The organism is Pantoea sp. 9140 (assembly GCF_000745295.1).
In the GTDB taxonomy this organism is placed as follows: Bacteria; Pseudomonadota; Gammaproteobacteria; order Enterobacterales; family Enterobacteriaceae; genus Pantoea; species Pantoea vagans.
The window spans coordinates 1,463,474-1,484,134 of the sequence record NZ_JQNO01000001.1; the positions used below are offsets into that span (position 1 = coordinate 1,463,474).

Here is a 20,661-nt window from a genome sequence, read left to right on the forward strand (position 1 = left end):
CATTTAAATGAAAACCTCTATAGTTGCCAAACTGGAAGCCCTGCAGGAGCGCCACGAAGAAGTGGAAGCGATGCTGGGCGATGCTGGCGTGATCGCCGATCAGGAGCGTTTCCGTGCGCTGTCACGCGAATATGCTCAACTGACCGATGTGACCCGTTGCTTCCGCGACTGGCAGCAGGTTCAGGAAGATATCGAAACGGCGCAGCAGATGCTCGACGATCCTGAAATGCGCGATATGGCGCAGGAAGAGTTGCAGGAAGCGCGTGAGAAGAGTGAAGTGCTGGAACAGCAGTTACAGGTGCTGTTACTGCCGAAAGATCCCGACGATGAGCGCGCCTGTTTTATTGAAGTGCGCGCCGGAACGGGCGGTGATGAAGCCGCGATCTTCGCCGGCGATCTGTTCCGCATGTACAGCCGCTATGCCGAAGCGCGTCGCTGGCGGGTGGAGATCGTCAGCGCCAACGAAGGCGAGCATGGCGGTTACAAAGAAGTGATTGCCCGCGTCACCGGCGACGGTGCCTATGGCCGCATGAAGTTCGAATCAGGCGGACACCGCGTGCAGCGCGTGCCGGAGACCGAATCACAGGGCCGTATTCATACTTCAGCCTGCACCGTTGCCGTGATGCCGGAAATTCCGGAAGCGGAACTGCCGGAAATCAACGCTGGCGATCTGAAGATCGACACCTTCCGCTCATCCGGCGCAGGCGGTCAGCACGTAAACACCACCGACTCCGCGATCCGTATTACCCACCTGCCAACCGGCATCGTGGTGGAGTGTCAGGACGAACGTTCACAGCATAAAAACAAAGCCAAAGCGCTGGCGGTGCTGGGTTCCCGTATTCACGCGGCAGAGATGGCCCGCCGTCACGCCGCCGAAGCCAGTACCCGCCGCAACCTGCTGGGCAGCGGCGATCGTTCTGACCGTAACCGTACCTATAACTTCCCGCAGGGCCGCGTGACTGACCACCGCATCAACCTGACAATCTACCGTCTGGACGAAGTGATGGAAGGCAAACTCGACAGCCTGATTGAGCCGATTGTGCAGGAGTACCAGGCGGATCAGCTGGCAGCGCTGGCTGGTCAGGACTAATGGATATTCGTCACTGGCTGAAACAGGCTGTCGCCACGTTGTGCGGGGGTGACAGTCCGAAGCGTGACGCAGAGATCCTGTTGGGTTTCGTGACCGGCAAATCGCGCAGCTGGTTAATTGCCTTTGATGAAACGGCGCTCAGCGATGCGCAACTCGCCCAGCTGGACAGCCTGCTGGCGCGACGTGCCCGGGGTGAACCGGTGGCGCATCTGGTAGGCGAGCGTGAGTTCTGGTCGCTGCCGTTACGTGTCAGTGACGCCACGCTGATCCCGCGCCCGGATACCGAACTGCTGGTTGAGCAGGCGCTGGCGCATCTGCCCGCGACTCCCTCGACCATTCTGGATATGGGCACCGGCACCGGGGCGATTGCGCTGGCGCTGGCCAGCGAGCGGCCCGACTGTCAGGTGACCGGCGTGGATCGCATTGAAGCCGCCGTTGAGCTGGCAGGCAGCAATGCAGAACAGCTCAACCTCTCTAATACCACCTTTCTGCTCAGTCACTGGTTTCAGGCGCTGACGCCGCAGCACTTTACGCTCATCGTCAGCAATCCACCCTATATTGATGCCAGCGACACGCATCTGGAGCAGGGCGACGTGCGTTTCGAACCGCGCAGCGCACTGGTGGCGGATGAAGCGGGGCTGGCCGATCTGCGCACGCTGATTGAGCAGGCGCCCGCGTGGCTGCTGCCGGGTGGCTGGCTGCTGCTGGAACATGGCTGGCAGCAGGGTGAGGCGGTGGCCACGCTGATGCAGAATAATGGCTATCACGCCGTTGAAACCGTCAGGGATTACGGCGGTAATCCGCGTGTGACGCTGGGTCAGTTCCCTTCATAAAAGCGCTTTGAAAAGGATTCATGATGTTTGCTTTTTATCCCCTGATTAAAAATCTGCATATCTTAACGGTCGTGCTTACCGTGACGCTGTTCCTGCTGCGGTTTTACTGGCTGCGCCGTGGTTCGGCGATGATGACAAAACGCTGGGTCCGCATTCTGCCGCACGTTAACGATACCCTGTTACTGGTGACCGGCGTCCTGCTGGTGGTGATTACCCACTTCTATCCCTTCACGCCACAAGGAAGCTGGCTGACGGAGAAGCTTTTAGCGGTTATCATCTACATCGCCTTAGGATTTGTGGCATTGAGTCGCCGTCCACGCACTGATCGCACCCGCTGGATCGCTTTTCTGGTGGCGTTAATCGCCCTGGTGACCATCATTACGCTGGCGCTGACCAAAATGCCGTTATGGGGATAGCATGACCTCGACCGAACAATTAGATTTCAGCCAGACACCGCTGTGTGAAGCGGTGATTGGTGCCACGCTTGCCATCCGCGCCGATTTCCCGGCGGTGTCGGTGGAAGCGCAGCTTGCGGCGTTAGTCGCCGAAGCGCGTGACTATGTCAGCGACATCGAAGATGCTGACATGCAGCTGGAAAAGCTGCTGGAGCTGTTTTATCGCCAGTGGGGATTTTGCGGCGCCAGCGGCGTCTATAAACTTTCTGATGCGCTCTGGATCGACAATGTCTTAAAGACCCGTCAGGGCACCGCCGTGTCACTGGGCGTGATTCTGCTGCACATCGCCGCCGAGCTGGAACTGCCGCTGATGCCGGTGATCTTCCCGACGCAGCTGATTCTGCGCGCCGACTGGATTGATGGCGATAAGTGGATAATCAACCCGTTCAATGGTGAAACCCTTGACCGGCATACGCTGGAAGTGTGGCTGAAAGGCAATATCAGCCCCACCGCGCGTCTGTATGACGATGATCTCGACGAAGCCAAAACCGTCACCGTGATGCGCAAGATGCTCGACACGCTGAAAGCGGCGTTGATGGAAGAGCAGAAGATGGAGCTGGCGCTGAACGTCAGTCAGGTGCTGTTGCGTATCGATCCGGATGATCCCTATGAAATCCGCGATCGCGGTTTGATCTACGCGCAGCTGGAGTGCGAACATATCGCCCTGAGTGATTTAAACTATTTCGTTGAGCAGTGTCCTGAAGACCCGGTCAGCGAAATGATCAAAGTTCAGATTCACGCAATCGAACAAAAACAGGTCACGCTGCACTAAGCGGACCCACTGAAAAGGAAAGGGCATGACACAGAAAGTCGTGAGTATTGGCGATATCAACGTTGCAAACGATCTGCCATTTGTTCTGTTTGGCGGGATGAACGTGCTGGAGTCGCGCGAGCTGGCGATGCGCATCTGCGAGCACTACGTCACCGTGACAAATAAACTCGGTATTCCTTACGTGTTTAAGGCGTCGTTTGATAAAGCGAACCGCTCCTCTATTCACTCTTACCGTGGCCCAGGCCTGGAAGAGGGGATGAAGATTTTCCAGGAGCTGAAGCAGACGTTTGGCGTGAAGATTATCACTGATGTCCATGAAGCGGCACAGGCGCAGCCCGTCTCCGAAGTGGTTGATGTGATCCAGCTGCCGGCCTTCCTGGCGCGTCAGACTGACCTGGTGGAAGCGATGGCGAAAACCGGTGCGGTCATCAACGTGAAGAAGCCACAGTTCGTCAGCCCGGGTCAGATGGGTAACATCGTGGATAAGTTCGCGGAAGGCGGCAACGAGCAGGTTATCCTGTGCGATCGCGGCAGCAACTTTGGCTACGACAATCTGGTTGTCGACATGCTCGGCTTTAACGTGATGAAAAAAGTCACCAAAAACAGCCCGGTAATTTTCGACGTGACCCATGCGCTGCAGACGCGCGATCCGTTTGGCGCAGCATCCGGCGGTCGTCGTGCGCAGGTGGCAGAGCTGGCGCGTGCCGGTATGGCGGTCGGCATTGCCGGTCTGTTTATCGAAGCGCACCCGGATCCGGAGCATGCCCTGTGTGATGGCCCATCCGCGCTGCCGCTGGATAAGCTTGAGCCGTTCCTGGTGCAGATGAAAGCGATTGACGATCTGGTGAAGAGCTTCCCGGAACTCGATACCAGCAAGTAAGTTTTCTGCAAAAAAAAGAGCGAATAATCGCTCTTTTTTTTCGCCTGAAATTCGGTGACGTTACAGCATGATTGTCATCAGATAGCCAATAAACAGCGCCAGATGCGCAGCACCGTTCAGAACATTGGTGCGGCCGGTTGAGAAGGAAATCTGACAGAGGATCAGCGATGCCATCATAATCACCATCTGCGGCGGCTCCAGCCCGAATATCAGCTCCTGTCCGGTCAGCGTGGCGATAATGGTCACCGCAGGCACCGTCAGGGAGATGGTCGCCAGCACCGAACCAAAGAACAGGTTCATGGCGCGCTGCACCTGATTCATCAGTACCGCCTTAATCGCGCCCAGGCCTTCAGGGGAGAGGATCAGCAGGGCCACCAGGAAACCGGTGAACTGTGCCGGTGCATTCATCTCCGTCAGCAGGCTTTCCAGCGTGTTGGCGTTCATTTTGGTCACCGCAATAACGGCAATCAGATGCACAATCAGCCAGACGGTGTGCCAGACGCTGCTGTGCGCCGACGGCTTACCATGGTGCGGATCACCATCATCGCTATCATCTTCATGCTCATAGACAAACAGGCTCTGATGCGTTTTGGTCTGAATCAGCAGGAAAACGCCATACATCGCCGCGGAAATTGCCGCAATCAGCAGCGCCTGAGTTACCGAGAAGTTTCCGCCCGGCAGCGCGTTGGGAAACACCAGCACCAGAATCGCCAGCGGAAAGATAGCGATGAGATATTGCTTCACGCCCGCCAGATTAACGTACTGCGTCGCAAATTTGTTACCGCCCAGCAGCAGCGCAAAACCCACCAGACCGCCGGTCACAATCATCACTATCGAATAAAGCGTATCGCGCATCAGTCCCGGTGCGGCATCGCCGGTCGCCATCAGCGCTGAGATCAGGCTCACTTCCAGAATCACCACTGACAGACTCAGGATCAGCGAGCCATAAGGCTCACCCAGTCGGTGCGCCAGCACGTCAGCGTGACGCACAACGCTGAATGCGCTGCTCAGAATGGCAACCAGCGCCAGTAAGTTAATACCGACTACGACCGGAAATGAAGTATTTGCACCAAAAAAATAGAGTATACCCAGCGTGATAATGGGAAATATCAGCGAGAATTCCTTGTGACGTGTTTTTTCATGTGAAGGCATTCACCATCCTCTCTGGTTAATGATTATCCGGACGCAGCAGATGCTGCTGTTAGAAATATAATCAGTTTTAAGGCAGGGCGCAGTTTATCTTTTCACCGGCCCGGGTGGGAAAAATTTACTGCTTTTTACTTAAATGCAATAAAGTGCCGAAGGGGTATTAACCTGATATTATCTCAAATATTGCAATAGTAATCAGTCTACAACAATTATGACTTATGCACCTATGTGGTCTCATTCTGCCGGGAAATCGGCTTATCATTATGATTTGCAGGGTCAGCACCTGATTTTTCATCTGAAGCGCTAATAAGTCGCTGTTTGTATTTTTGCTGGCCTGCGCCAGGCTTAGTGTGAATCCATAAACTGAGGAGCCGTTATGCCTTACGCTAACCGAGCCGACTTACCTGACAATGTAAAACATGTGCTTCCTGCGCACGCGCAGGATATCTATCAGCAGGCCTTTAACAGCGCATGGGATCAGTATAAAGAAGCTAAAGATCGCCGCGGCGATGATTCACGGGAAGAGGTCGCGCATAAAGTCGCCTGGGCCGCCGTGAAGAAAGAGTACGAAAAAGGCGACGATGATAAGTGGCACCCTAAACGTTAACCCGGCGGCTAGCCGGTTTGCAGTAAAGGGCCAGGAGTATCGGGTCCTTTTTTTTGCCTGTGCTATCAGGTTTATCTGGTTTTTTTTAACCTGCGACCGGAATCACGCTTGAAACCCCGCGCGTAAATAGATTAATGTCAATTTGATGATCGAAACGCAGTGCTGTTTTGGCGTCATGTTACAGGAGCCATTCTGCAGGACGCTGTTGAAGTCGAGGAGGTCGCATTGCTTACCCGGGAATTTCTGTTAAAAGCGGATTGTAAGACGTCATTCGGGGATATCGATGAGACGCTGCTCTGGAGTTGCGAGCAGCGCGCGGCTTCGCTGGCAGCCACGCTGGCCTGCCGTCCCGATCACAGCCCGGTCTGGATCTTTGGCTACGGCTCGCTGATGTGGAACCCGATTTTTGAGGCGGACGAAGTCGCGTCCGGTTCGCTGGAAGGCTGGCATCGCGCTTTCTGTCTGCGGCTGATTGCCGGACGTGGCACCGCCACGCATCCTGGCCGCATGCTGGCGCTGAAGCAGGGTGGCCGCACGACGGGACTGGCATTTCGTCTGCCGGAAGCGCGGTTACATGAAGAGTTGGCGCTGCTGTGGAAGCGGGAGATGATCACCGGCTGTTATTTACCGACATGGTGTGAGTTACAGCTGGAGGATGGCCGCAGCGTCACTGCGCTGACCTTTATTATGGACCCGCGCCATCCGCTCTATGAATCGGACTCCTGCCCGGAGGCGATTGCGCCTTTAATTGCCGCAGCAAGTGGCCCGCTGGGATCGAATGCACAGTATCTGTTTGCGCTGGAAGAAGAACTGACCCGGCGCGGCATGGAAGAAGAGAGTCTGAGCCGGCTGGCGCATCAGGTGAGGACGTTACAGCAATCCTGCCTCAGGCAGGCCTGAGCAGGGTCAGCCGCAAAGAAAAGGGCGCGACAATGCTGCGCCCTTTTACGATCGATCCGGGGATTAGTTACCCGGATTAATCAGCCAGGTGCCGGGCTTATCGATCGTCAGAGACTGGCTGTGCATCTCACTGCCATTCTTCACGTCAATTTTATACTGTCCTGCCGCCAGATTCAGCGCGGCAAATCCGCTGCTGCCGGGTTTGACCTCAACCGGCTGTCCATTCAGCACCACGCTTTCACCGCTTTCCAGCTTAAGATAAACCGTCGCCAGGGCAGCAGGCACGGCGGCTGGCGGCGGAGCTGATGCGGGTGCCTGCGTCGCGGCTGCCAGGTTGTTAACGACATCCGGTGTGGCACTGTGGCGATTAGCCAGCCAGACGGTGACGACCACGGCCAGAAGCGCCACGGCAGCCAGCCCTGGTAAGCCTGGCGACAGCCGCCGCACCGTGCGCGGCGTTACCGGCTCCGCTGACGCCGCAGCGTGATTCATCGCCATCACGACCGGCGGGGCCGCTTCAACCGGCTCCTCGACGGGCAGCGCAGGCGACTCGCCCGGTACCGGGAAGCTGTTGACCACGGCTTCCACATCACTGACCGGCAGATCAATCAGCGCCGCAAAGGCGTCAATCGTTTGCGGACGATCGCCGGGTTTCATAGCCAGCGCGCAGTCAATGGCATGCAGCAGCGGCAGCGAGTAGCCTTCAGGCTGACGTTCCACCAGCGGCTGATAATTATCTTCAATACAGCGCACCACACTGACTGGCGGTGGATTACCGGTAATCAGGCTGTGCAGCACCGCGCCCAGCGCGTAAATATCGGTCCACGGTCCCTGTTCGACTTCGCCTTCTTCGCTGTACTGCTCAATCGGCGCAAAGCCCGGTTTAAGCATGATTTCGGTTTCGTCAGAGAGGTTGCCAATCTCTTTACGCGCCGAGCCGAAGTCCAGCAGCACCGGCAGCTGGTTTTCCTGAATCTGGATATTGTCGAGCGAGATGTCGCGATGCAGATAGCCGGCCTGATGGATGGTGCTGATGGCTCCCAGCAGGGGCGGCAGCAGGCGGCGGATCCAGGCTTCAGAGATCGAGGCCGGGCTGGTGAGCTGCCACTCTTTCAGCGTCATTCCGCTGTAGTAAAGCGTGCCCATATAGGCGGTGCCGTTCTGCTCCCAGAAGCGCAGCACGTGCAGCAGACCGGGATGATTGAAGCGGGCCAGCAGACGCGCTTCCTGAATAAAGCTGGTCAGCCCGGCATTAAACAGCTTCTGGAAACGTTCACCGCGCAGCTCCAGCGTTAAGTCGGCGGCACGGACAGCCAGCGACACGGGCATATACTCTTTAATGGCAATAGTACGTTCAAGCTGGTGATCCCACGCGCGATAGACGATGCCGAAGCCGCCGCCTCCGATCACTTCCTTGATCTCAAATTCATTAAAACGGTATCCGTCAGGCAGGGCATTCGGAACGGTTTTCGGATTATCATTTGCCGACATAGTGAACTCTCTGTACACGGCCTGGTTGTCAGGCTGCGCGGTAATTAATTGATGTTACGCCAGGCACCAATGGCAGGATCAACCAGATCCGCGTGCAGGGTGTCGATGAGTAACACATTCACTTTTTGCTGTGGCATGAAATAGGGCGCCCACTGGCTGCGCAATGTATCGACTCGCGATTTCACAGCGTCAGCGTCCTGCTGCGCAGCATTCTTATCCATCTTTATTAACAGCGCACCATTGAAGCGCCAGACATGCTGCCTGGCATCAAAGGGCAGCACCAGCCAGCTATCTGGCGTATCCGGGCGTGTCACAATCATGCGCTGATTATTCGCGGCAATGACTTCCAGCTTGCTGTCCGGAATAGTCAGATTGGCGATGGGGTAACCCTGATAAAAGGTGACCGCAACCGGCGTCGGGTGATCCGCTGTCGCCAGCGTCAGTTCACTTTTGCCTTCTGCCCAGCCGTCAGGCGAGCACTGCTGCTTGCTGACATCCGGGATGAACAGGGTCCGCGCATTCTCATCCCAGGCGGTGCGGAAATGGCAGCCGCTGGGGAGATCAAAATGTTGCAGCGGCGTGCTGTTGGCGGGCCGGGACAGGTCGAGCGGGGCGGCATTGCTGTCACTCGCGCTGGCGGTTGCATCCGCCATCACAATCGGGCGCCAGTTCTGCAACTTGCTGGCGCTGCCGCTGGCCAGGACGCCACCCTCTTTATTGGTCATCTGCCACGGCAGTTCATCCAGTAAGCCGCACTGATTCGCGAGCAGGGTGCCCACGCGCGGTAAAAAGGTGGTCAGCACGGCCGAATCCTTGCTTTTGCCAGAGACGATACGCAGCGGCAGCGTCTCTTTACACCAGTCGTCAGGCGCTTTACTCACCACATTATCGATATAAACCTCCAGCGCCAGGCTGGGGGAGTAGACCACACGATAATTTTCAGCCTGGGCGTTAAAGGCAATCAGCAGAGTGATGATGCCGGGCAACCACAGTTTCATAAGGATCCTTGGAATCAAAAACGAGGCGGCAGAAAGCGCGCCGAATCAGCCAGTGAATAGAGCAGTGTTGCCTCCTCCGGCTCACCAATCCAGACCGCCAGTGCGCTGAGATTATCTTTCTTAACGTTGCGGCTTACCGCCTGTTCCATCAGAGCCAGCCACTCTTCGCAGGCATTCACCATGCGCAGCGCCTGTTCCATTTCACTACTGTTCAGATTCAGCCAGAAGCCATCGGTGCAGACCAGAAAAGCGTCCCCATCCTCCAGCGCAATCTCCTGCGAAAAGCTGACTAAGCGAGGCGGCTCAGCGCCGAGCGCATTATAGAGTAAATTACTGTTAATGCCGGTATTTTCATAGCCCGCTTCTTTCAGCTGCTGGGCCAGACTGTGGTCCCGGGTCACCTCGTGAAGCACGCCTCGCCGGAAGTGGTAAACCCGGCTGTCACCGGCATGCGCCCACCATGCACGCTGTTTCTGGCGGTCAATAAACAGGGCTGCCAGCGTGGTGCTCATGCGGGAATATTTCGGATTTTTACCCTGTGCCTCATGCAGCGCTAAGCGGCACTGTTCGATCGCCTGGTGGGTGATTTCCGGCGTAAAGTCGGTGTTCGCCTGTATCTGGCTTAGAAGCGTGTCGCGCACCAGCTGTGCCGCCATCTCGCCGCCGGGCAGCCCGGCCACGCCATCGCAGACCACAAAACAGGCTTTTCGCTCATCCAGCTCGGCACCTGTGCGATCCTGATTCTCATCGCGTAGCCCCTGCTGGCAGCGGCTGGCAAAAACGATTTTCATGCGTCGTCCACCCGCGTCTGAGAATCTTTATACTGATTCACTTCCATGTCGTAGGCATGAAGGAAAGCTTCGCCAAACAGCGTATGGAAATCATCTTCTATCTCACCGGCCGTACGCTGGTAATTACGCATGAAGTAGTCCCAGAGCGCCGCTTTCTTCGCGGTGGAAAATGGCAGTTTTGACACCAGGCCATCGGCGCGCGCCTGCTCTTCCAGCCGCTGCGGATTAAAGGATTGCAGCATCGCCGCAATAATGGCGCGAATTCCGGCAATCATGCCCAGCTGGTGGGCCTGCAGATCGACCAGCGCATCGCGCACTGCCTGCTCCGGCGGCATAAATCCGGGCATCTGGCTCTGATACATCTGCATCAGCACGGTTTTGCCGGAGGGCAGGATCTTGAACGGGTTGTTGGCCTCATTCAGAATCATGGTCATGTCCGCTTTCACGCCCCGTTTGAGAATGGAACGTGATGAGAGCAGCGCCACGGTGCCCTGAGAAAAGAGGCTCAGCATCCGGCCGGTAATGCGCATCTGCTCTTCGTCAACCGGCGTGGCGTGACCGTTGCTCAGTCCCATGCCGTCCAGCAGGGCGGCGATGAGCCGATCCTGATCCACCGGCTGTGCTGTCAGCGCCCGGCGCGGCTCACTGGCCTGCGGATCGATCGCCAGCCGCGCATCACTGTGCCGCTCATGACGTGAAGGCGGCACGTCGTTGACCAGCAGCCGATCCTCAATCTCATGATGTTCGTGAATGCCCAAAGGATTCGCGGGCCGGGCGCTGTCACCCGCAAACAGGGCCAGCGGATCGCTCTGCGCGTTCTGGCAGGCGGGATCGCGCACTTCCAGCGCATAATCACCGATGCGCAAGGCGTCGCCGTGCTTCAGCAGCACCTGCATGCCGCGACCCAGCGTAATGCCGTTATGCTCGACCGGCGTTACGCTGCCCTGGTTGGTCAGCCGGCACTCCCCGTCATGCGACAGGTGAACCAGCGCCTGCAGGCGCGAAATAGCCCGCGTCTCATCCGGCAGCACCAGATCGTTGTCCTGACTGCGGCCAATGGTGCCGCCAGGCGGTTGAAACGCGACGCTTCTGACCGGAACATCCGTAGTGCATTGCACGATGGTAAATTGCATGAGTTATCCCAGATTGAACGGCAAACGCATCCGGCCTCACTCGAACATCGGAGGATAGAGGCCATTACGTCCCGGCTGTGCACCTGCCGCCGGGTTAAACAGTAACGAAAACAGTTGCGCCGTGAGGTTGCCGCTGTGCTTGTGGGTCGCATGGGCAAAACCATCACTGCGATTACTCCACCAGTAGCTCATATGCTGCTGAGGGTCGAAACGTTCGGCCACTTCACGCCAGCTCAGCGTGCAGGGCAGATCCTGAAAACCGATCACATCCATAATCTCTGAGGGCTTCCTGGCGGGCACCAGCAGCGGCGGCAGCGCCTGTATCTGCTGCTCTAACTGCTCGCCGTCCAGCGGCGTCTGAACCGCCCGTAACAGGGTTGCGCCCAGATCATGAAACCAGTCACCGGAGATGGTCAGCTGAGCCGGATGCCACTGCGCCAGCGGAAAGCTGTGCAGTGCCAGCAGCGGCCAGGCGCGGCCGACGCGGTCACAGGAGGGCAGCAGACAGCCCATCTGTACGTGTGGCCGGGTCGCGGTCACCGGCAGGACAAAGTTCCATACTGGCGCGTGAAGAAAGTTCGCGCTGTATGACCAGGCCTGCTGATGCCAGTGCATTAATCCCTGCTGGAACCAGTGATTCCACGGGCTAATCTGTTGCTCACTCAGACGACGGTGCAGAAAGTCACCGGTCGACGGCAGCTTGCCGTACCAGCCGGGGGCGGTGTAAGCAGCCATGTTCACCTCACCATTACTCGCTTAGCGAGTGTGATCGCGCGGCCGGGTGCAGCGGTGCTGCCGCCAGCACGCTGCCTGCCTGGCCCGCGATTTTAAGATTGTCTGCCAGCTTGCGCATCATCAGTGCATTGTCACGCGCATAAGGCGATGACTGAATCTGCTGATCCAGCAGCTGGCTCAGGTGCCAGTCGAGCTGCTGCAGATCGCGGGCACTGACCGTATCGGGCAGCGAGCGCTGTAAGTTTTGCAGCAGCCAGGCCCGTAAAAATTCGCCATCGTAATTGCGCGGCTGATAGAGCATCTGATAGGCGCGCAGCGCATTGCGGCTGTAGGCGTTATCATCACCCGGATCGTTGCGCAGAATGTTGGTGATCTGCTGCGCCACGCGCGGCAGCAGCAAAGACTTAAGCGCATTTTGATAAAGCACCCAGGCGGCGTCGCTGACCTGACTGCCGCGATATAAGCCAGCCCGCATAGTAAGCGGCGGATTATCGAGAGAAAAACGTTCCGACAGCGGCAGCTTCACCAGGTTGTTCAGAAAGGGTAGCAGATCAAAAATATTATCAGCAGGCTGATGAATCACCTGCTGACTCTGCTCACGAATGGCCGGCACCCGTGCGGCCACCTGCTGCAGATAGTGCTGATTCTGGTAGTAGCTGATGCTCCACAGGCTGGAGGCAATCAGCAGCGCGCCTGCCAGCACGCCGTAGCCAATCCAGTGGAACAGCTGATTGCGATACTCCCAGCGGCGATTACTGCCCGCCAGTCCGCTCTCTTTAAAGATCAGATCGCTCAGCAGGTCACGAATAAAGAAGCTCTGGCCTTTGTTGCCGGGAATCGGACTGTTGCGGTTAACGCTGTCCCAGGCGGCAATCGAATGTTCGCCCGCCTGACGTAACTGCAGTTTACGGCTCAGTTCACCCATCACCCGATCAAACGGCAGGCCTTCCTGCGTACCGCTGGTAAAGAAGAGGCCGCGGGGGCTCCAGGCGACGGCATCCTGATGATCAGAGAAGACGATATCGAGATACTCGTTCAGCAGCGGGCGCAGTGAGGCGAACTCCTGCGGGAAGAGGAAGCATTCAGCGCGCTCATTCAGATCGCGCTCCTGGGTCATCTGCTCCGCCAGCTGCTGCTGTAGCTGCTCTTCCAGCCGCTGGAACTGCTGGCCAAAATGACGATGCCAGTCATCTTTGTGCGGCTTACCCGTCTCACGGTTAAACGTAAAGCCCCAGATAGCGTCACGCCGCGCTTTATCGATGTTGCCAAAGTAGCTCATGAAGCCTTTCAGCAAATCGGTTTTGGTGACCATCACATAGACCGGGAAGTGAATACCGGTCTGCTGATGCAGTTCCGCCATACGCTCACGCAGCGCGCTGGCCTGGGCAAAACGCGCTTCGGCAGAATCGCTCAGCAGATCGGCCACGCTGATCGTCATGATGACACCGTTAATCGGCTGGCGGGTGCGATAGCGTTTCAGCAGATTGATAAAACTGTGCCACTCCGCGGCATCGCGCACGCGCTGGCTCTCCTGCAGCGCATACCGCCCCGCGGTATCAATCAGCACTGCGCTGTCGGTAAACCACCAGTCGCAGTTGCGGGTGCCGCCGACGCCACGAATCGCCTGTTTACCCAGCGTATCGGTCAGCGGGAAATCGAGGCCCGCATTAAACAGCGCGGTGGTTTTACCGGCACCGGGCGCACCCATCACCAGATACCAGGGCAACTGGTAGAGATAATTGGCATTAAAGCGCGAGAGCAAATTGCCGCTGTGACGACGGCCAAACTGGGTGCGTTTTAGCTGCATCGCCGCGTCACTGAAGCGCTGATTAAGCCGCTCCTCAGTCATCTGACGTTCCGCCGGATCGTCGTTGCCCGCCAGCTGAAGCTGGGTCAGTAAGCGGCTGTTAAACCAGGCACGATAAAGCGACGGGATCAGCTGGAACAGGATCCAGAGAAAATAGAGAGCGCTCACGGTGAGCTGGCGAGGCAGCACCGGTTCCAGAGGACGCGACTCGCCCCATGTCCAGAACGGGCCCAGCATCCAGACCAGACAGCTCAGCGCCGTGACGCCAATAAAGCTCCACAGCAGGCGATGCGTTAACAGCAGGCGAAGGGAAGCGCGCATTATTGTGCTCCTTGATGATTACTGAGCGTTTCAGGCGCGGCAAACAGGGTGATCTCAACGCGGCGGTTGCGGGTCCGGTTTTCGCTGCTGTCGTTGGGCAGCAGCGGGTCGCTGTCACCACGGCCTTCAGAGCGTACCGTATGACCGTCCTCCAGCTGCAGCTGCAACAGCTGGGTGATGGCACGGGCGCGGGCGAATGAGAACTCATAGCTGGAGGCAAAACGGCTGTTATCCACCGGATGATCGTCGGTAAACACGGACACCAGAATGGTGCCTTTGACATCTTTCATCGCGGTTGAGACGCGGGCCAGCAGCGCGCGGCCCACCGGGTTAATCACCGTGCCTTGCTCGGCAAACAGTTTGTCTGCGGGAATAATCACTTTACTGCCAAAGGCACCATCGCTGACTTCGAGCTGTCCGGCAGCGATCACATCGTTCAGTCGCTGACGCAGATCGAGCAGCGCCTGCGGAGAAGAGGGACGGCGGCCCGCAGTAATCTGCGGCAGCGGGGTCTGATAGATGGTGCGCAGCAGCGGTTCGGCAGCGTTGCCGAGCCGCCAGTTCAGGCCGCTGTAGATCAGGCAGCCGATGAGCGCGACCAGCATGGCGCAGGCCCAGAGCGGCACCATCGGGCGGGCGAGGGTACTGACCAGCGGATGCACCTCGACCAGCGGGGGTTGCGGCGTCTGACGCTGGGTGCGCGTCTCGTCAATCAGGCTTTTCAGGCGCTTACGGATACCGTCGCACTGGGCGCGGCCATTTTCACTGCCGCGATAGCGGCCTTCATAGCCCAGCAGCAGGCAATATTGCACCACTTCCAGCAGCCAGAGATGTTGTTGCGGACTTTGTGAAATGCGCGACAGCAACTGAAAGAATTTCTCGCCGCCCCAGCTTTCATTGTGAAAGGTCACCAGCATGCCGTTGCCTGACCAGACGCCACGCGTGCCCCAGGGGGTTTGCGCTGCGGCTTCGTCCAGCGCGCTGCAGATGCAGTAACGCGCGCCGATAATCATCTCAAACGGCAGCCCTGCCTGTTTACAGCGTTGTTCAAACTGGCGGATTTCATCGATCAGGGACTGGCGCAGACCCGCAGGGTCGTCATGGGTGGCTGCCCGACGAATCTGCACCACCGCATTCAGCAGTGGCGCCGCAGCCTGAAGTAATAGATTCTCATTGCCTGAGGGGGTCGCCTCACGCGCAGGGGATTCCACAGTCATTAATTCGTGATCTTCCAGCCAATGGCAAATCCCTGTACCCGCAGCACAGGACGGTGCTGCGGGCAATATGCGCCGGATTTCATATTCAGTCTAAGATCCAGGTCGCGGTATCGTTAGTCCGACAGGCTTTACTCGCGCCGCCGACGGCCACACAGACCTGTTTCGCTTTCCGCGGACGGGGACGATCGCTCTGCAGCGTGGCATCGTAACGACTGCTCTCTACGCCCGCTTTTAACGGTACATAACCAATTAACGGGCCATCAGCCTGGTCAGCAATCGCCAGCCAGCTGTGCTCCACATTACCTAATACTTCAAACGGTTTACCCGTTTCGAGATAGCGAACGACTTTGCCGCCGTAATCCGGCGAGGTCATGACCGAGGCACCATAGAGCGCCCGCCAGGTCTGATTGACCGGCTCAAATTCAGTCGGTGCCGCGACAGCGTGTCGATGGACCAGTTTGACGCCGTTAATTTCGCTGGTGACCAGCGTATCGTCAGTGACGGGCGGCGGCGGGGCCTTACAGCCTGCCAGGGTAAGCACCGCCAGCAGCGTTAACGCAAGACTCTTTTTCACCATGTTCCTCGTGATCTCATCAAAGTATCTGCATATTGCCAGGCCCGATGCAGGAGGCGCTGTTTTTCGCGCCGCATCGTGCCGAAAGTCTGTTTTTCAAAAAAAGTTCAGATTACATCAGGATAGTTACGCGTTTAGTCTACCTAAGACTTTTGAGAATTCAAACCATTGCACCCACTGGCGATGCGTGATAGCAGGCGCTTTCGGGGCAGGCTGCGATATAAGAAAAGCGCCAGACAATGTGATAGTTAAAGCGAACTGAATTATCGCAGAGACAAACTGGTTGAGAATATTGCCGCGCATTCTGACATGCAATGGATCCGATTGGAAACTATTAAGCGTTTCTAATCGTTCGTTACCGATAAAATTTATCTCTTCACCCAAAGAATCTTATCAAAATCAGAATTTACGCGCCGGCTATGCCCGCCTTTTTTCCGGAAAGCGGCACGCCTTTTGCTTCAGAAAAGTTTTAACGGCGGAGAGGTGAACCATGGATGCCCTGATCTGGCTGCAGGCATCGCGTGACAGCGATATTGCCAGCCTGCAACGGCTGCTTAAGACCGGCGAACTGATGGCTGCCGTCAGTGAGCTGGTTCATCGACTGCAGCGGGAACGCGGCGCAAACAATCTCTGGATCTGCTCCGGTGGCGCGCTGTTCAGCGCCGAGCGTCACGCCCGTCAGCAGGAAGTCAGCGCCGGCCTGCACCATTTCTATCAGGCGCTGCCGCCCGCCACCGCACAACCCGGCTTCAGTCGTTTCTGCAACCTGATTGCGGCTGCCCTGCAGGCGCTGGCGGGATTACCGCTGCTGCGTCAGCAAATCAGCCTGCATGAGCGGGATCAGGCTGCGGCGATGGCGGCGTTTAATCAGGTTATCCGCACCTTACTTAATCTGGTTTTTGAGGCAGCCGACACCGCCAGCGATCCCGATATCTCGCGTGCACTGATCGCGCTGTTCAGTTTTATGCAGGGCAAAGAGCTGGCAGGACAGGAGCGGGCCATCGGTTCAGCCGGCTTTGCGGCGCGGCAGTTCACGCCTGAGCAGCGCAGCCAGATGGTGGCGCTGATTGCGGCTCAGGAGCAGAGCTTTACCACCTTCCGGGAATTTGCCGACAGTGCCGCCTGTGAAAGCTGGCAGCCATTGTCTCAGGCCAGCCGGGATATCGAACGGCTGCGGCGCATCGCCTGCACCGGTAGCCAGTATGATGAAACCGGCGCGCTGGAGTGGTTTTCCCTGCTCTCCGAGCGTCTGGACCAGATGAAAACGCTGGAGGATGCCCTGACGGCCACGCTGATGCAGCGCTGTCGTGAGGCAATTGAGCAGGCGCAGCAACAGGCGGCATCGCCGGTCGTGCAGGGTGACAGCAACTTCTCGCTCTACTTCTGCGGAGCTGACTGGCTGCCCGGCGCGTCAACGCTCAGCAGTGACGGGCTGGCCCCGCAGCTCGGGCGCTCGGTGCTGTCGCTGATTGGTGAGCAGTCACAGCGCCTGCAGCAGCAGGCGGATGAGCTGGCATCGATGCGCGCTTCACTCGACGAGCGACGGGTAATCGATCAGGCCAAACACTGGCTGATGCAGCAGCAGGGATTCACCGAAGAGGCCGCCTGGCAGGCGCTGCGCAAAAGTGCGATGAATCAGAATAAGCGCGTAATGGAGATCGCGCAGGCAGTGCTGGCCGTCGCGAAGACCCTGAGCAACTAACCCGGACGAGGTAGCTGCACAACCTTTGTGCGTGATCTGCGTCAGAAACGTGCAAAAAAGGTTAATTATTCAGCAGCGCATCATCGCACGTCGGCTTTAACGCGGCTTCAGCGATCTGGCACACCCTTTGCTTCAACCCTACAGAGAGTACGCATTGCTCCCGCCAATGGCGGTGGGGTCAGTGCTTTGGATAAAGGCGTCCATCCGCAGGCTTCGGCTTGTCGGAGGACGCCTTTTTTTATTTCTGTTCAGGGGCAACATGATGAGAAAAACGCCATTTTCACTGACACGACGTCAGGCGCTGATCTCCGGTGCAGCGCTGGGTGCGGCCTGGATCGTGCCGGGATTACGAAATGCAGTCTGGGCAGCAGGCTCCGATGCGCCAGAAAAGGCGCAGGCGCGGGTCGGCTTTATCCCGCTTACCGACTGCGCGCCGGTCGTCATGGCGTCGGTAAAAGGCTTCGACAAAAAGTATGGCCTGACATTGCAGGTCAGCAAAGAGGCGAGCTGGGCGGCGGTGCGCGACAAACTGACCTCCGGCGAGCTGGATGCGGCCCATGTGCTTTACGGCATGATCTACGCGCTGCAGCTTGGCGTAGCGGGGCCGCAGCACGACATGGCGAACCTGATGACGCTCAATCACAACGGCCAGGCGATCACTCTGTCGAACCAGCTGAAAGCCAGTGGCGTTACCGATGCGGCCAGCCTGAAAAAAGCCGTTGATGGCAGTCCGAAAGGCAGTCTGACCTTCGCCCACACCTTTCCCACCAGTACGCACGCCATGTGGCTCTACTACTGGCTGGCCAATGCCGGCATTCATCCGTTTGACGATGTGCGCACCGTGGTCGTGCCGCCGCCGCAAATGGTGATGAACATGAAGATTGGCAACATGAGCGGCTACTGCGTCGGCGAGCCGTGGAACCAGCGTGCCATCAGCGACAACATCGGCTTTACTGCCGCTACCAGCCAGCAGATCTGGCCGGAGCATCCGGAAAAGGTGCTTGGCACCCGTGCACAGTGGGTGAAAGAGAATCCCAATACGGCCCGCGCGATGACTGCCGCGGTGCTGGAGGCGGCGCGTTGGATCGATGCCTCAGACGATAACCGCCGTGAAACCGCACAGGTGTTAGCCGGTCGAGCCTGGATCAACACCAAAGTGGAGACGCTGCAGGGGCGGATGCTCGGCCAGTACGAGAACGGGCTGGGACAGTCGTGGCAGGACGCGCATCCGATGCGCTTCTTCGACAACGGCAACGTCAGTTTTCCGTGGCTCTCGGATGGCATGTGGTTTCTGACCCAGATGAAACGCTGGGGACTGCTCACCAGCGATCCCGATTACCTCGCCGTGGCCCACCAGATCAACCGCATCGACATCTATAAACAGGCCGCCAGCGCCGTCGGGCAGATTGCCTTGCCCGCCAGTGAGATGCGCAGCAGCACCCTGATCGACGGCAAAGTCTGGGATGGCAGCAATCCTGCTGCCTACGCCGCCAGTTTCGCTATCAAACGTTAAGAGAGGTTGCTATGAAAACTGACGCGCGCGCCCTGGCGCAGCCGGAGCAAACCCCCGGCAGTGCCACCGTTATTCCGCTACAGATCACCCCGAAAGCCGCAGTTCGTCCGGCGCGGCTGCGTCCGCTGTTGCAGCGCGCCATTCCCGCCGCGGGCGGCCTGCTGCTGATGTGGCTGGTGTGGCAGCTCGCGGCGCTGTCCGAACCCTCGTTTCCCTCGCCTTATGCCACCTGGCAGGCCGCGCAGGTGCTGTTTGCTGACCCGTTCTACAGCAATGGCCCCAACGATCAGGGCATCGGCTGGAACGTGCTGGCCTCGCTGCAGCGCGTCGCCATCGGCTTCGGCCTTGCCGCGCTGGTGGGCATCCCGGCGGGTTTTCTGCTGGGGCGCTTTACCTTTATGGCGCGCATGTTCAATCCGATTATCGCCCTGCTGCGGCCGGTCAGCCCGCTGGCCTGGCTGCCGATTGGACTGCTGCTGTTTCAGCGCGCCGAGCCTGCCGCCAGCTGGACCATTTTCATCTGTTCCATCTGGCCGATGATCATCAATACCGCTGAAGGGGTGCAGCGTATTCCGCAGGATTACCTCAACGTGGCGCGGGTGCTACAGCTCTCTGAGTGGACGGTGATGCGCCGGATCCTGCTGCCCGCCGTGCTGCCTGCGGTGCTCACCGGGGTACGTCTCTCTATCGGCATCGCATGGCTGGTGATTGTTGCCGCCGAAATGCTGACCGGCGGGCTGGGGATTGGCTTCTGGATCTGGAACGAGTGGAACAACCTCAACGTGGCAAACATTCTGATTGCCATCCTGATTATCGGCGTCGTCGGGCTGCTGCTGGAGCAGGCGCTGATGCTGCTGGTCCGTCGTTTCAGCTGGGAAAAATAAGGAGAACACCATGCAACACATTATTCGCGTTCAGCAGGTGAGCCAGCGTTTCAACACTGCCAGCGGCGAGTTTCTGGCGCTGGACAACGTCAGTTTTGATATTCACGAAGGGGAAACCCTGAGCCTGATCGGCCACTCCGGCTGCGGCAAATCGACGCTGCTCAACCTGATTGCCGGATTAACCCGTCCCAGCAGCGGCGTGCTGCTGTGTGATAACCGCGAAATCACCGGACCGGGTCCCGAGCGTGCGGTGGTGTTTCAGAACCATTCGCTGCTGCCGTGGCTGACGGCATTTCAGAACGTCGAACTGGCGGTGCAGCAGGTGTTTAAAGGGCGCTTCAGCAAAGCGGAGATGCGCGACTGGATCGAGCACAACCTTAATCGGGTGCAGATGAGCCACGCCATGCACAAGCGGCCTGGCGAAATCTCCGGCGGCATGAAGCAGCGCGTCGGCATTGCCCGGGCGCTGGCGATGAAGCCACGCGTGCTGCTGCTGGATGAGCCATTCGGCGCGCTGGATGCCTTAACCCGCGCCCACCTGCAGGACAGCGTGATGCGCATTCAGCAGGAGCTGAATACCACCATTGTGCTGATCACCCATGACGTGGATGAAGCGGTGCTGCTCTCCGATCGGGTGCTGATGATGACCAACGGCCCGGCGGCACAGGTCGGGGAGATCCTCACCGTCGATCTGCAGCGACCGCGCTCGCGGGTGGCGCTGGCGGATGAGCCGCGCTATCACCAGCTGCGCCAGAAAGTGCTGCATTTCCTCTATGAAAAACAGACCACGGCAGCGTAAGGAGCAGACC

The 20,661-nt window shown here is 58.1% G+C and carries 20 protein-coding genes; 11 read left to right on the forward strand and 9 right to left on the reverse strand.

Annotated elements, in window-relative coordinates; all coding sequences use genetic code 11:
- Positions 1-7 precede the first annotated feature (7 nt).
- Genes prfA through kdsA form a run of 5 tightly spaced genes read left to right on the forward strand, consistent with a single transcriptional unit; the run spans position 8 to position 4,030 of the window.
- A complete protein-coding gene (prfA, locus tag FA92_RS06935) occupies positions 8-1,090 on the forward strand; it encodes a peptide chain release factor 1 (RefSeq protein ID WP_033782874.1) in 1,083 nt (360 codons plus the stop codon).
- Positions 1,090-1,923 (forward strand): peptide chain release factor N(5)-glutamine methyltransferase, encoded by an 834-nt coding sequence (gene prmC / locus FA92_RS06940; protein WP_013357621.1) that lies wholly within the window; start codon positions 1,090-1,092, stop codon positions 1,921-1,923. The genes prfA and prmC overlap by 1 nt, the downstream gene beginning before the upstream one ends.
- A gap of 23 nt (positions 1,924-1,946) precedes the next feature.
- The gene (locus FA92_RS06945) at positions 1,947-2,339 is read left to right on the forward strand and encodes a SirB2 family protein (RefSeq protein WP_013357622.1); all 393 of its coding nucleotides are present in this window, start codon (positions 1,947-1,949) and stop codon (positions 2,337-2,339) included.
- Position 2,340: 1 nt separating this feature from the next.
- Positions 2,341-3,150 (forward strand): invasion regulator SirB1, encoded by an 810-nt coding sequence (sirB1, locus tag FA92_RS06950; RefSeq protein ID WP_033782875.1) that lies wholly within the window; start codon positions 2,341-2,343, stop codon positions 3,148-3,150.
- A gap of 25 nt (positions 3,151-3,175) precedes the next feature.
- On the forward strand, positions 3,176-4,030 hold the full coding sequence (kdsA, locus tag FA92_RS06955; RefSeq protein WP_013357624.1) for a 3-deoxy-8-phosphooctulonate synthase: 855 nt from the start codon (positions 3,176-3,178) through the stop codon (positions 4,028-4,030).
- A gap of 60 nt (positions 4,031-4,090) precedes the next feature.
- Here kdsA and chaA read toward each other — a convergent pair whose 3' ends face one another.
- Positions 4,091-5,182 (reverse strand): sodium-potassium/proton antiporter ChaA, encoded by a 1,092-nt coding sequence (gene chaA, locus FA92_RS06960; RefSeq protein ID WP_013357625.1) that lies wholly within the window; start codon positions 5,180-5,182, stop codon positions 4,091-4,093.
- A gap of 373 nt (positions 5,183-5,555) precedes the next feature.
- Here chaA and chaB point away from each other — a divergent pair, with 373 nt between their 5' ends.
- Both chaB and FA92_RS06970 read left to right on the forward strand, forming a co-directional pair.
- Positions 5,556-5,786, forward strand: a complete 231-nt coding sequence (chaB, locus tag FA92_RS06965) for a putative cation transport regulator ChaB (protein WP_013357627.1) — start codon at positions 5,556-5,558, stop codon at positions 5,784-5,786.
- A 225-nt stretch (positions 5,787-6,011) separates the two neighbouring features.
- Complete coding sequence (locus FA92_RS06970; protein WP_167493432.1) at positions 6,012-6,686, forward strand: gamma-glutamylcyclotransferase; 675 nt, start codon at positions 6,012-6,014, stop codon at positions 6,684-6,686.
- A 63-nt stretch (positions 6,687-6,749) separates the two neighbouring features.
- Here FA92_RS06970 and FA92_RS06975 read toward each other — a convergent pair whose 3' ends face one another.
- The 8 genes from FA92_RS06975 to FA92_RS07010 form a co-directional block, all read right to left on the reverse strand.
- Positions 6,750-8,177, reverse strand: coding sequence for a serine/threonine-protein kinase (locus tag FA92_RS06975; RefSeq protein ID WP_033782877.1), 1,428 nt, complete (start codon positions 8,175-8,177; stop codon positions 6,750-6,752).
- Positions 8,178-8,221: 44 nt separating this feature from the next.
- Positions 8,222-9,175: a hypothetical protein gene (locus FA92_RS06980; RefSeq protein WP_013357630.1), complete on the reverse strand. Its 954-nt coding sequence runs from the start codon at positions 9,173-9,175 to the stop codon at positions 8,222-8,224.
- 14 nt (positions 9,176-9,189) lie between these two features.
- Positions 9,190-9,966, reverse strand: a complete 777-nt coding sequence (locus FA92_RS06985; protein WP_013357631.1) for a PP2C family serine/threonine-protein phosphatase — start codon at positions 9,964-9,966, stop codon at positions 9,190-9,192.
- Positions 9,963-11,099 carry a type VI secretion system-associated FHA domain protein TagH gene (tagH, locus tag FA92_RS06990; protein ID WP_033782880.1) on the reverse strand — a complete coding sequence of 379 codons (1,137 nt, stop codon included), beginning with the start codon at positions 11,097-11,099 and terminating at the stop codon, positions 9,963-9,965. Before tagH ends, FA92_RS06985 begins: the two co-directional genes overlap by 4 nt.
- A gap of 36 nt (positions 11,100-11,135) precedes the next feature.
- Entirely contained in the window at positions 11,136-11,834 is a 699-nt protein-coding gene (tagF, locus tag FA92_RS06995; protein WP_033782882.1) for a type VI secretion system-associated protein TagF, read from the reverse strand.
- 13 nt (positions 11,835-11,847) lie between these two features.
- On the reverse strand, positions 11,848-13,962 hold the full coding sequence (gene tssM / locus FA92_RS07000; protein WP_013357634.1) for a type VI secretion system membrane subunit TssM: 2,115 nt from the start codon (positions 13,960-13,962) through the stop codon (positions 11,848-11,850).
- Positions 13,962-15,179: a type IVB secretion system protein IcmH/DotU gene (icmH, locus tag FA92_RS07005; protein WP_033782884.1), complete on the reverse strand. Its 1,218-nt coding sequence runs from the start codon at positions 15,177-15,179 to the stop codon at positions 13,962-13,964. The genes tssM and icmH overlap by 1 nt, the downstream gene beginning before the upstream one ends.
- Positions 15,180-15,264: 85 nt before the next feature.
- Complete coding sequence (locus FA92_RS07010; RefSeq protein ID WP_013357636.1) at positions 15,265-15,756, reverse strand: hypothetical protein; 492 nt, start codon at positions 15,754-15,756, stop codon at positions 15,265-15,267.
- Positions 15,757-16,243: 487 nt separating this feature from the next.
- Here FA92_RS07010 and FA92_RS07015 point away from each other — a divergent pair, with 487 nt between their 5' ends.
- The 4 genes from FA92_RS07015 to FA92_RS07030 all read left to right on the forward strand — a co-directional run bounded on the left by FA92_RS07015 (position 16,244) and on the right by FA92_RS07030 (position 20,651).
- On the forward strand, positions 16,244-17,455 hold the full coding sequence (locus FA92_RS07015) for a nitrate regulatory protein (RefSeq protein WP_033782886.1): 1,212 nt from the start codon (positions 16,244-16,246) through the stop codon (positions 17,453-17,455).
- A gap of 262 nt (positions 17,456-17,717) precedes the next feature.
- The gene (locus FA92_RS07020; protein WP_081917117.1) at positions 17,718-18,968 is read left to right on the forward strand and encodes a CmpA/NrtA family ABC transporter substrate-binding protein; all 1,251 of its coding nucleotides are present in this window, start codon (positions 17,718-17,720) and stop codon (positions 18,966-18,968) included.
- A gap of 11 nt (positions 18,969-18,979) precedes the next feature.
- Positions 18,980-19,852: a nitrate ABC transporter permease gene (ntrB, locus tag FA92_RS07025; protein ID WP_033782889.1), complete on the forward strand. Its 873-nt coding sequence runs from the start codon at positions 18,980-18,982 to the stop codon at positions 19,850-19,852.
- 10 nt (positions 19,853-19,862) lie between these two features.
- Entirely contained in the window at positions 19,863-20,651 is a 789-nt protein-coding gene (locus tag FA92_RS07030) for an ABC transporter ATP-binding protein (RefSeq protein ID WP_033782890.1), read from the forward strand.
- Positions 20,652-20,661 lie beyond the last annotated feature (10 nt).